The sequence below is a fragment of the Halomonas llamarensis genome, from assembly GCF_023555005.1.
Taxonomy (GTDB): Bacteria; Pseudomonadota; Gammaproteobacteria; order Pseudomonadales; family Halomonadaceae; genus Vreelandella; species Vreelandella llamarensis.
Genome location: NZ_JAMJPJ010000048.1, coordinates 1 through 11116, shown reverse-complemented (window position 1 = coordinate 11116; position 11116 = coordinate 1). Strand labels below are relative to the sequence as shown.

The window sequence follows — 11116 nt, the reverse complement described above, 5'->3', positions numbered from 1 at the left end:
GAACCACCTGATCCCTTGCCGAACTCAGTAGTGAAACCGCTCAGCGCCGATGGTAGTGTGGGGCCTCCCCATGCGAGAGTAGGTCATCGTCAGGCACTTATCCGAAAAATCCCCCCGGGCTCAGGCCTGGGGGGATTTTTTTTGTTTTGGGGTATGGCGTTACCAATGTCGGTAATCATCGGGTAGGACGTGTAACCGTGATGTTGGGCGGGGAGAGGTTTGTTTTGTAACGCTGCTGATAGGTTATCCGATATCCACAAAAAAGGGCAGATTTGAATAATCTGCCCTTAACGTATTGAGTAGCAAATACCGTACGTACGCCCTCAACTCTTGCCTGTGTGCTGCGCCTTGAGGTTCTCCTGGTCTTCGATCATGCGATCAACGGAGGAGACATGATACTCCTCAGCAAAGCCGCCTTCCGGCTCCTTAAGCCAGAGTAGGCAGAGCAGCCAGCTGATAAAAGCGCCTGCAGCGATAATGTAGAAAAATTGAGTCGGTGTGACGAAAGTGTATATGGTCAGATAAACAACAGCGCCCACGTTACCATAGGCTCCCGCCATGCCTGAGATCTGGCCGGTGATGCGACGCTTGATTGAAGGGATAATCCCGAACGTCGCGCCTTCTGCCCCCTGCACGAAGAAGGAGGTGAAAATGGTGATGGCTACGGCTACGATCAAAGGCCAGTTTGAGTTAAGCATGGCCATCAGCATGAAGCCAATACTTATGCCAAACATGTAACTGAGCATGACGAAGCGACGGTTTCCCATCCGGTCCGATACCATGCCGCCCATGGGGCGTGCCACCAAGTTGACGAAGGCAAAGGAGGCTGCGATCACCCCGGCCATGGCGGCACTGAGTCCCCAAGTCTGCTCGAAGAACATGGGGAGCATTGAGACCACGGCAAGCTCGGCGCCAAAGTTGGCGAAGTAGGTGCTGTTAAGCGCCGCCACGCTGCTGAAGGGGTACTTGTCGTCCTCGGGTACGCCTTCCTTGAGAATGGGGATATTGACTCGCAGGATTTGGGTGATCTGATAAATAACCACCGCGATGATCACCAAGTAAGCGATGATAGCACCCGTGGTGGAAAGATAGCCCATATTTTGGATGCGCCATACCAGGATGCTGAGCACACCGACCAGCGGAATTGTCCAGAGAATCAACTTAACCATGTCGGCCCAGGAGCTGACCTCCATCGCAGCGGCTTTGCGCGGCTTGCGATGTGCCTTGGGATCGGGGCCGTCGGTGATGCCGAACCAGTAGTAGACACCGTAGGCCGCCATCACGATGGCGCTTTGCGCGATGGCCCAGCGCCAGCCATCGTCACCGCCATACATGGTAATGGCGATGGTGGGTAAGGTCATGGCAGCGGCGGCGGAGCCAAAGTTGCCCCAACCGGCATAAAAGCCCTCGGCAAAACCGATATCCCTTGGTTTAAACCACAAGGCGGTCATATGAATGCCGACTACGAAGCTGGCACCGATAGAGCTCAGCACTAGTCGCGAAATAAGAAGCTGCGCCATGGTGTTACCGAAGGCAAACACCAGCGCAGGAATCGACATCGTCACCATCAGCACCGAGAAAACTCGACGTGGGCCGAAGCGATCAAGCGCCATGCCCACGATGATGCGTGCGGGTATGGTTAGCGCCACGTTGCAGATGGCGAACAGCTTGATGTCATCCTGGGTCAGCCAGTCGACGCTTTTCAGCATGCTCGATGCCAGCGGCGCCATGTTGAACCAGACATAGAAGGTGATAAAAAAGGCGATCCAGGTTAGGTGCAACGCCCTTATTTGCGGATTTTTCACCCTGAACACGGCAGAGGCTTTCATGGTCGTCTATTCCTTGTTTCCGGTGTCGCCTGTGGGAAGAATTAGCAACGGGCACTCGGCCCGGCGGGTCAGAAAGGAACTGACGCTGCCGAAGGTCATGTAGTCAAACTCGTCGAAGATGGCATTGAGCGACTTGGCGATAAAACTCGGGTCGGGCTCGTGGCTGTGTCGCGCAATCACTAGCAAGTCAGGCTTCTGCTTGTGGGTGGCTTGCAGCAGTAACTTGCGGGCATCGCCTTCGGCGATGAGTAACTCGGCTTCGAATCCCTCCTTGATGGCGGCTTCGACACCCTCCTGCAGGTGTCCCTTGAGCTCCTTGTACTCCTCCTCAAAGAGGTCTTCGTTGGCGTCCGTGGAGTCTCCGGGATTTTCCGCCACGCCTACCAGTATCAGAGTGGGCGCATTGCACTGAAACATTTCCATGGTTTGCTCCAGGGCCAATCTGGCATTCCGGGAGCCGTCATAAGCAAGCATGATTTTCATTGATGAACCTCGCAAAACAGATAGCAGCGGGCGCCTGCTATGCAGGCGCCGCTCGACAGATTTAAGGGTTCTTCACATAGGCGCTCTTGCGCAGGTAGAACCACCAGTTAACGATCAGGCAAAGCGCGTAGAAGATGGAAAAACCGTACATGGCAAGTTCTGGTGTGCCGGCTTGAATTTGTTCACCCATCACGCGTGGTGCGATGAAAGCGCCGTAAGCGGCCACCGCAGAGGTCCATCCCAGCACTGGGCCTTTTTGCTGGGCATTAAAGATGACCCCGATACTGCGGAACGTTGAGCCGTTGCCAATACCGCTGGCAGCGAAAAGAACGATGAATAGAATTAGGAAGATAGCGAAGTAGCTGTTGGGGTCGGTTGAGTTGTAGGCCAGCATCATCACGTAGCCAACGGCTGCAGAGGCAACGACCATAATCACAGAGATAATTTGAGTGACAATAGCGCCGCCCATCCGGTCGGAGATCCAGCCGCCCACCGGACGAATCAGCGCCCCGACAAAAGGACCCATCCAGGCCCAAGTCAAAGCGCTCGGGCCTGCGGGGTTATCAACCCGTGTCATGGTTCCGTTAGCCCCCATCTCCATCATGCCACCGAAAATGACGTTAATGGACAGCGGTAAGGCGGCGGAAAAACCAATGAAAGAGCCAAACGTGGCGATGTAGAGAACGGTCATTGACCAAGTGTGCTGGTTAGAAAAAATTTCAAACTGCTTTTGGATATTGGGCTTGATGTCGCCAGGGATAAGGCGAAGCAGTACCACGGTTAATACGATGGTCAGTGGCAGTGCTATCCACATGTTCAGCCACACCAGCGCTAGCATGCCGATAACGCTAGTCACAGCGCCGACGGCGTAAAGGCCCAGAATCTTGCCGAAAGCTTGAGCCGGTGTGCCTGGGTTGGGAGTAATCGCGCGTAGGTTGTTCATGCCGAACCAGCCGGCAAAAGCGAGCGGAATCAGAAATACTAGCCAAATAAAGGCGGCGTTCTGGATCCACGTATCCGTTCCGGCGTTGATACGGCCGATGAGGGTGCCGCTAGCGCTTTGTAGTTCCATCGGACCACCGGCAATAGCACCGAAGATACCCACGGTCATCACTAACGGAATCAGGATCTGCATGGTGGTAACGCCGAAGTTACCCAGACCGGCGTTCATGCCCAGCGCATAACCCTGCTGCTTTTTGGGAAAGAAGCTGGAGATATTGCTCATTGAGGCAGCAAAGTTACCCCCACCGATACCGGAGAGCAGCGCTAAGGCCTGAAACACCCATAAGGGCGTTTGCGGATTCATGAGGGCCAGACCGGTACCCACGGCAGGTATCATCAAAAGCGCCGTGGTCAGGAAGATGGTATTGCGTCCTCCGGCAATACGGATCATAAACGACGCGGGAATGCGCAGCGTTGCCCCAGACAGACCGGCAAGTGCTGTGAGCGTGAATAGCTCACCAACACTGAAAGGAAAGCCAAGGTTCTGCATCTGCGTGGTGATCATGCCCCACATCAGCCAGACGGCAAACCCTAACAACAGGCTCGGAATGGAAATCCACAGATTTCGCGTTGCAACCCGTTTTCCTTCTTGTTCCCAGAACGTGGGATCCTCGATATCCCAACGTTCAATATCGGCATTTTTTTTACTCATGGCGTACCCCCTTGGACGAGAATGCAGCGTTATGCCGCCCTGACCGGAAAGATACGCCTTGGCTTTAAGGGGGGAAATAGGGGGCGTAGCGTCGAAAAAAAGCCTTTATACTTCTTGAGAGGTATAAAGGCTTATTGGTTAAGTAATTGATATTAAATGAAAAAGTATTTACGTCGAGGTAAGTGATAACAAGAGCTAGCCTCTCTCCAAATCTTTAGGAGTATCCACACAGAGCCGGCTGCCGGGCTATTTATCCAAGCCTTCCTGTACGGCCCATACGGCCGCTTCCACTCGCGAGCGTAGCTGAAGCTTTTTGAGCAGATGCTTGACATGCACTTTGACGGTGCCTTCGGTGATATCAAGCTTTCTTGCAACCAACTTATTGGACATACCGGCGGCCAGCTCGCGCAAGATTTCTGTCTCGCGTTGGGTAAGGGCATCAATCGACGGCTTTAAAGGAGCTGAACGCTGATTGCGCAGCGCTTCGGCGAGCAGTGCGGTTAAGTTATCACTGATCACCATGCGACCTTTCGCGGCCTGGCGAAGCTGATGAACCATATCTTCCGGTTCCATGTCCTTTAGCAAGTAGCCATCTGCCCCACCTCGCAGCGCATCCACCACATCATCCTCTTGGTCTGATACGGTATACATAATAACCCGTCCGGCATAACCTGCCTCGCGCAGTCGTTTAAGCGTCTCCAGACCGTTTATTTCGGGCATATTGAGATCCAGCAATAGCATGTCAGGATCTAATGCTACCGCTTGCTCAATGCCTTCTTTGGGTGAGCCGGTATCGAAAATCAGCGTCAGGTCATCTTCGAATTCTAGCAGTTGGCGGACGCCGCGGCGCAAAAGGGGATGGTCGTCAATCACCATGATGGTTGCAGGGTGATCGTGGGCGGTGCTGGACATGCTCAAATGCTCCCTTCTTCGATGAGTCGGTCAGTCTGTGGGATAAAGACGAGATAGACCCCGGTTCCGCCCTCAGAGCGGTTTTTAAAATTGAGCGTGGCATTAATATTGCGCGCACGGTCGCGCATGATGATGAGCCCGTAATGCATCGGCGGCGATTGATCATCGGCTAGGCCAACACCGTCATCCTCAACCGCTAGGTATAATTTCGCCTGCTGGAAAGTGAAGCTAACCTGGGCCCAGTGGGCATGGGCGTGTTTCAAGGTATTGGCCAATGCTTCCCGGACGATTTGGAGCAGATGGACCTCTTCGTTAGCACTGAGTAAATGTGGTGGTACCTGATAGGTTAGCGCCACGGGAAAGCCCAGGCGTTGGCTAAACTCGTCCACGGTTTGCTGCAGCGCCGGCTGTAATCCGGGTTTATCCAGTGATAGCCGGAAGGTGTTTAGTAGCTCGCGAAGCTGACGATAGGCACTGCTGAGGCCTTCACGTAGATCGTTGATGACGCCTTGCTGCTGCTCCATAGGGAGCTGCTTTTCCTGCATACGCTCAAGCCGGGCGACCTGCATTTTCAGATAAGAAAGCGACTGTGCCAGCGAGTCGTGTAGCTCACGCGCGATGATGGTGCGTTCCTTAATGAGAGATAGCTGTTGCTGTTCCTCAATGCGCTGTTGTAAGTAGATCGCAGTGGCCAAATGATTAGCGAGCGTGTTAAGAAGCTGATGTGTTGACGTGCTCGGAGGTGTGCCGTAGCCGATGGTTAAATAACCGAGCGTTAAATCACCGACAGCAACAGGCAGCACCAGCGTTTGTGCATCGCTTTTACTAAGCGGTGGGGTATGTTGTTCGTGAGACAGTCTAGGTGCAACGCGAGGGTCTTGAGCGTCGTCCAAGCAGGCAAAGCAGTCTAAGTCACGGCAGTAGCGTGGACGATCGGGTGAATGGGTCGCTAAGATTTCCATATCGCTGCCATCGTGTTCGTTATTCAGCGATAACACCATGGGGCCGATGTTAAATAGCGCTTCTAGCTCGCGCAGCATCGGAGCCGCGCTGCCACATAAATCGTTGCCACCGCCGTATAGCGCGCGACTGCCGTTATGAATGATGTGCAGGGCACGATTGTGGCGCGTAAGCTCTTTTTGCTTGTGCGAAATACGTGCTTCTAGCTCGCTATAGCTTTTGCTCAGCTCCGCCGCCATTTTGTCAAATGTGCGGCCTAGCTGACCTAGCTCGTCCTGGCCCGTAAAGTGTGAGCGGTAGCGAAAATTGCGACGCCCGGCTTCACGGCTGAGGACCATCAGTTGGCGTAGCGGTGTGACAAGGTTGTGTCGAATGTCATAAAGGGCAATCAGAAGAAGTATACCGATTAAGACCAAAAAGAGTATCTGCATGGCGCCAAGCAGACGAATTTTCGCCTCGGTGCTTTTTTCGAGCGAAGAAACAAAGTGGTCAATGTCATCAATAAAGCCATTTAATGCGGTGCTTGCCGCCTCAATATCCAGTGTATCACCGTGTAAGGCTTGCTTTAGTGTTGGAGTAATTTCTTGATACCACTGTGTTTTTAGCACACTTAGCTGTTCGGAGAGTTGACCGCTACGCGTGTAATGATGCCCTTGCTCTAGCTGAGAGCTTTCCAGGCGGGCAGTGAGCCGCGTCATTAGCCTATTAACTTCACGTACCGTTTCAACTGTCTCGCCCGCTGTTGAGCGCTGCAGCACTCTAGCAATCTGCGCACTATTTAAGCGTAGAGAACCAGCGACATTGATGGCAGTGGCATCGCCCCGGCTGCTTTGGGCAATCAGCATAGTGAGCCCGATGCTGACGATCGCCATGCCGCTGATCACCAGCAAAAAAGCGACGATGCGGGCAACAAGAGAGTGGCGTAAAATTTTCATGCGGCTCTCAGTGGGGATGGGGTAGAAAAGATGGTGTCCGCTTGATTAGCACTTACTTTGCTTTAGCTCATGCCGCAAATAAACGTTCAGTATAATACTTATGAGTGAGTATAAAAAGGCAGAAAAGCCTACCTCTTTTGCCCTTTTGACCTGCTGCGTCTCTCTTTCGACAATAGCTAAGAGCCTTACTTGCCGCGTAGAGAAGCGATGCCACCATTCGATTTACAGCATACGTCCACAGAAGATGAAAAGGGCGGTTACCATCTTTTAGCCAGCCTGCTGCTGGTACCGCTTGCTTGCGCTGCGGTCATCGCAGGGTGGGTGTTGTATGCCATGTTGGCGATAGCGGCGGGTGAAGGTTATCCAGACGCACTGCCCACCAGTACGTTTGCGCTGCCTATTGCCATCGGGGCCGTTGTGATGTGGCCGGCATACGGGTTGAGCAAACATATGCATGCCTGCTGGCTTATCCAGGCATTGTTGGCGCTACAAAGTATCGCCCTAGCTTGGCTAGGGGCGGCACAGCAACCCTGGGAGTTTGTCGTGGTGGCGTTGGGGCTAGGTATTGTAGGAGGGGTAATCAGTGCCAGTGTTGCCCACATTCGTGAAAGAACGCCGCAGCACTGGGGCGGTCTCGTGGTAGGGTTGCACGTTGCCCTTCTAGCGGGCGGGGGGCTTTCATGGCTTTTGGTACCGATGGTCTCCCAGGCTTACGGTTGGCGCGTTACCGCATGGAGCCTAATGTTACCAGTTGCGATCGTCATGTTGCTGCTGTGGCTGTTTGTGGATCCGGCAGAAATACGAGCTGCTTCTCGATGATTGACGCAATGGGTATGCGCATTAGCCGAGATAAGTAATAACTCCCCATTTTCGCCGAGGCGCATTTACGTAAGGTGACGAGGCTGATACCTTAAAGATATATTTTAAATATATCTTTAAGAGGCGTTTATGCTCTCACCGGCACAAGAAGACATCATCGAAGCTACCGCGCCCGTGGTGGCCGAGCACTTAGAAACCATCACCGCACGGTTTTACCCGCTAATGTTTGCGCGCTATTTACAGGTCATGCCGTTGTTTAACCCAACGCATCAACAAAACGGCGGCCAGCCACGCGCACTGGCAATGGCTGTGCTGGCCTATGTGCAGCTGCGTCAGTCGCCGCAAAAGGCCCGCGAAACGTTAGAAACAGTGGTCAATAAGCACGTCTCGTTGGATATTCAGCCGGCGCACTACCCGATTGTCGGCGAGTGCCTGATGGCCGCAATTGGCGACGTGCTTGGCGATGCCGTCACGCCGGAGGTAGCCGACGCCTGGAGCGCACTCTACCAAGAGCTTGCGGACTTGCTGATTGAGCTGGAAGCGCAACGCTATAGCGCCTTTGAGCAGCAAGTCGGCGGCTGGCGCGGACCGCAGCGTTTTCGCATTGCTGAAACACACCAAGAGAGCCGTGTGATCCGCTCGTTTATTCTAGAGCCGGAAGACGGCGGCGCGGTGGCAGCGCATGCGCCCGGACAGTACATTGGGGTGAAACTTGAGATTGATGGCGAGCCGGTTTATCGCCACTACAGTCTTTCCGATGTGCCCAACGGTCGTGCTTACCGACTTTCTATTAAGCGCGAGACGCATGGGGTGGCGAGCCGCCACTTCCATGACCGGCTGCGCGTTGGCGATACGCTAGAACTGTTGCCTCCCGCGGGCGAGCTAATACTGGCCGGTGATGATGAGCCACTTGTGTTGATTAGCGGCGGAGTCGGTCAAACACCGCTGCTGCCGATTGCTAAGCAGGCGCTTGAGCAAGGCCGCCGGGTGACGTACCTACACGCCGCTTTGGACGCTGAGCATCACGCTTTTGCGGACGTGATTGCCAAACTACGTAAGACTTATCCCCAGCAGCTCAACAGCATCACCGTTTACGAGCAGGATGACAGCGGCGATTATCAAGGGCGCATTAATCAAGCGCTACTGGCCGATTACGTGCCTTCACAGGCGCGCTGTTACTTTGTTGGGCCGCACGGCTTTATGGCGGCGGTAAACCAAGGGTTAGAGCGATTGGGCGTGCCAGCAGACAAGCGCCACTTCGAGCACTTTGGGCCCGAAACGGCGCTAGACGCGGCGCTAGACGCGGCGTAACCCCAGAGCTTGGAAATGTAACCACCGCACTGAAAAAGAGCGCCATCGCCGTGAGTAGCGAGGCGCTCCCCCCTCCATCAGAGTATTGCCACGCTTGAGGCTATCAGCCTAGCCAAGAGAGCGGCGTACGCTGAATCGCAGCGCCTAGCATATACCCAAATACCACCACGGCAGCGAAGGCAAAGCCTGCGCGAATGGCCGGTGTTTTACCCCGCTTAATGGCGACAGTGCCGAGCATGATATAGATCACCAACGCCGCAACTTTAGCGCTGAGCCACGCGGGTAACGGCCAAAAATTAAGTGTGATAGCGAGCAAAATGCCAAACGTGAGCAGCGCGGTATCGATGACATGGGGCACTACCTTGACCCAGCGTGCTTGCAAAATGGGCGCTTCCCGCAGCGACCAAAAGGCGCGCAACATAAAGAAAAGCAGGCTCAAGTAGGCCGCAGTAATGTGTAGATGCTTAAGCATTAAATAGTGTTCTGCCACGTCTATCTCCTTCGGTGTTCGCTACGCTCGCTAATAATACCGCCCGTCGCTAACCGTTTTTGCCATCGGGGCGGGCACTGAGTAGCGGCATCATATAGTGCAGCACAAAGACGAAATAGCTTAAGCACCAGATAAGAATCACCACGCTATACACCCAATGGCTTGTTTGCGGAAACAGCAAGAGCCATACCGAACGCAAAAGGGCGGCGACCAAAAGTCCCGCCAGCGCGATGCCAATACCGGGCAGCGTGCGGATCACGCGCCCCGTGTGGCCAAGTGAGACGCGTGACATCATCGCCAGCATCATGGTGCCTATGCTGCCAATTGTCAGCGCATGAAGGGCGGTTTCCACGCGTTGGCCAGCAAAAAGCTGCCACGTCCACATCAAAAGCCCCAGGGGAATAAACGCATAGCTTACATGCAAGCCCCACAGAAGCGGCTCGCGGAAGCTTAACCAGCCTTGCCACTGTACTAAACGCCAAGCGTTAGCCCCGGCGGCAATTAGCAGAAGAATGGCCAGCAGGATGTTCGCTTGCACATCGCTTAAGGTGATCAGCGTTTGCAGTAGCACCACCGCAATCATGGCGCCCAGGCTTAACTGCTCGATAACGCGGCGCGGCTCCGGCTTTTGAAATCCCAGCTTGTTCGCGGTGAAAAACGGAATTACCCGGCCACCTAGCAGTACCATCAGCGTGGTAATAAGAAAAAGCGCTAAGTGCCCGGCCTCGCGTATCAATACCCCATCGCCTTGCAGGGCACCCCAATGCATCGCTGCGTTCGCCAGAGCGAGCAGCAATAACACCGGCACAAAAAGTAAATTACGCCACATCCGGGCGGCTACCACGCGCTTAGCCATCACAAAGCCGACCAGTGGTAGAAATGTCACGTCTACAAGCAGCAAAAGCCAACTGGGCAGCATCGGCGCGTAAGCCAGTAGTAGCCGGGCGGTTAGCCACAAAGCGACAAGCCCCAACAGCGGCCCGCCAGAAATACTCGGGCGACCGGTCCAGTTCTGCACGGCGGTGAGCAGAAAGCCGGTGATAATGGCGCTGGCAAAACCAAACAGCATTTCGTGTTGGTGCCACCAGAGCATGCCACCGTGGGGGGTAATCCAGAGATTGCCGTGCCAGAAAGCAAGCCAGACGAGCATAGCGAGCACGCTAAAGAGCGCACCCAGCAGAAAGAAAGGCCGAAAGGCCAGGCGCAGCAGTGGGAATCGTTGGGCTAGCGTGGTGTCGCTCATGTTGTTTCACCTGTTAACTCGGCTGGCAAGGTTAATATCCTTGAGCTTAATAGCTGAGTGACTTGATTTTGTTCGTGTATCGTAATAAAGATGCTTAATTAATGCATGATTATTGTCAACCGTAATGCGTTTGCATTGCCGCTATCTCCAGATATTGGAGAACGCTATCCCCTAAGAGGTAGCAAGGGGTTATATGGAGGTAACCGGGCAGAAATCGGGCGTTTAATCACCCAGAATCGGTTTCCAAGGTGCCTGTATTTCAGGCGATTGCTTTCCTTCGAAAAGCCTGGAGATCGACCATGAGTCATTTCATTGACCGGCTAAATTTTTTCCGCAAAGCGCGTGAGCCCTTTGCTAGGGCCTGTTGACGTTTCACATTGGGAGCCATAAAAAACCGCACGCCAAAGCCACCATGCTTTCGTAGTTTCGCTTCAGTTTATCGTAGCGCGTCGCTATGGCGCGATACGATTTTAAACGGGC

Annotated in this window: 9 protein-coding genes, 1 rRNA gene and 1 pseudogene; 3 read left to right on the top strand and 8 right to left on the bottom strand. The window is 54.1% G+C overall.

What is annotated here, in order from left to right:
* Positions 1-95: ribosomal RNA gene (rrf, locus tag M8006_RS16950) — 5S ribosomal RNA — on the top strand; the annotation flags it as partial.
* 228 nt (positions 96-323) lie between these two features.
* On the opposite strand, the gene M8006_RS16945 is transcribed toward rrf, so the two are convergent.
* The 5 genes from M8006_RS16945 to M8006_RS16925 all read right to left on the bottom strand — a co-directional run bounded on the left by M8006_RS16945 (position 324) and on the right by M8006_RS16925 (position 6773).
* Complete coding sequence (locus M8006_RS16945) at positions 324-1829, bottom strand: MFS transporter (protein WP_250084296.1); 1506 nt, start codon at positions 1827-1829, stop codon at positions 324-326.
* Positions 1830-1835: 6 nt separating this feature from the next.
* Positions 1836-2303, bottom strand: coding sequence for a universal stress protein (locus M8006_RS16940; RefSeq protein ID WP_250084298.1), 468 nt, complete (start codon positions 2301-2303; stop codon positions 1836-1838).
* A gap of 70 nt (positions 2304-2373) precedes the next feature.
* Complete coding sequence (locus M8006_RS16935; protein ID WP_250084294.1) at positions 2374-3966, bottom strand: MFS transporter; 1593 nt, start codon at positions 3964-3966, stop codon at positions 2374-2376.
* A gap of 246 nt (positions 3967-4212) precedes the next feature.
* Complete coding sequence (gene narL / locus M8006_RS16930) at positions 4213-4878, bottom strand: two-component system response regulator NarL (RefSeq protein ID WP_250084293.1); 666 nt, start codon at positions 4876-4878, stop codon at positions 4213-4215.
* A gap of 2 nt (positions 4879-4880) precedes the next feature.
* Positions 4881-6773 (bottom strand): histidine kinase, encoded by a 1893-nt coding sequence (locus tag M8006_RS16925; RefSeq protein ID WP_250084291.1) that lies wholly within the window; start codon positions 6771-6773, stop codon positions 4881-4883.
* Between the two features lie 207 nt (positions 6774-6980).
* Between M8006_RS16925 and M8006_RS16920 the strand changes: the two genes are divergently transcribed.
* Together M8006_RS16920 and hmpA are read left to right on the top strand one after the other, a co-directional pair.
* Positions 6981-7592 (top strand): MFS transporter, encoded by a 612-nt coding sequence (locus M8006_RS16920; protein WP_250084289.1) that lies wholly within the window; start codon positions 6981-6983, stop codon positions 7590-7592.
* Positions 7593-7721: 129 nt separating this feature from the next.
* The gene (hmpA, locus tag M8006_RS16915) at positions 7722-8903 is read left to right on the top strand and encodes an NO-inducible flavohemoprotein (RefSeq protein WP_250084286.1); all 1182 of its coding nucleotides are present in this window, start codon (positions 7722-7724) and stop codon (positions 8901-8903) included.
* Between the two features lie 103 nt (positions 8904-9006).
* Here hmpA and M8006_RS16910 read toward each other — a convergent pair whose 3' ends face one another.
* From M8006_RS16910 to M8006_RS16900, 3 genes and pseudogenes are all read right to left on the bottom strand, one after another.
* Positions 9007-9393, bottom strand: coding sequence for a SirB2 family protein (locus M8006_RS16910; protein WP_250084285.1), 387 nt, complete (start codon positions 9391-9393; stop codon positions 9007-9009).
* 49 nt (positions 9394-9442) lie between these two features.
* Positions 9443-10636, bottom strand: a complete 1194-nt coding sequence (locus M8006_RS16905; RefSeq protein ID WP_250084284.1) for an NnrS family protein — start codon at positions 10634-10636, stop codon at positions 9443-9445.
* A 372-nt stretch (positions 10637-11008) separates the two neighbouring features.
* Positions 11009-11116 (bottom strand): annotated as a pseudogene (locus tag M8006_RS16900) (IS5/IS1182 family transposase); the annotation flags it as partial.

Excerpts from the sequence above, each read along its gene's own strand:
- M8006_RS16905 (WP_250084284.1), bottom strand. The coding sequence starts at position 10,636 with ATGAGCGACACCACGCTAGCCCAACGATTCCCACTGCTGCGCCTGGCC.
- M8006_RS16925 (WP_250084291.1), bottom strand. The coding sequence starts at position 6,773 with ATGAAAATTTTACGCCACTCTCTTGTTGCCCGCATCGTCGCTTTTTTG.
- M8006_RS16945 (WP_250084296.1), bottom strand. The coding sequence starts at position 1,829 with ATGAAAGCCTCTGCCGTGTTCAGGGTGAAAAATCCGCAAATAAGGGCG.
- narL (WP_250084293.1), bottom strand. The coding sequence starts at position 4,878 with ATGTCCAGCACCGCCCACGATCACCCTGCAACCATCATGGTGATTGAC.
- M8006_RS16935 (WP_250084294.1), bottom strand. The coding sequence starts at position 3,966 with ATGAGTAAAAAAAATGCCGATATTGAACGTTGGGATATCGAGGATCCC.
- M8006_RS16940 (WP_250084298.1), bottom strand. The coding sequence starts at position 2,303 with ATGCTTGCTTATGACGGCTCCCGGAATGCCAGATTGGCCCTGGAGCAA.
- M8006_RS16920 (WP_250084289.1), top strand. The coding sequence starts at position 6,981 with ATGCCACCATTCGATTTACAGCATACGTCCACAGAAGATGAAAAGGGC.
- hmpA (WP_250084286.1), top strand. The coding sequence starts at position 7,722 with ATGCTCTCACCGGCACAAGAAGACATCATCGAAGCTACCGCGCCCGTG.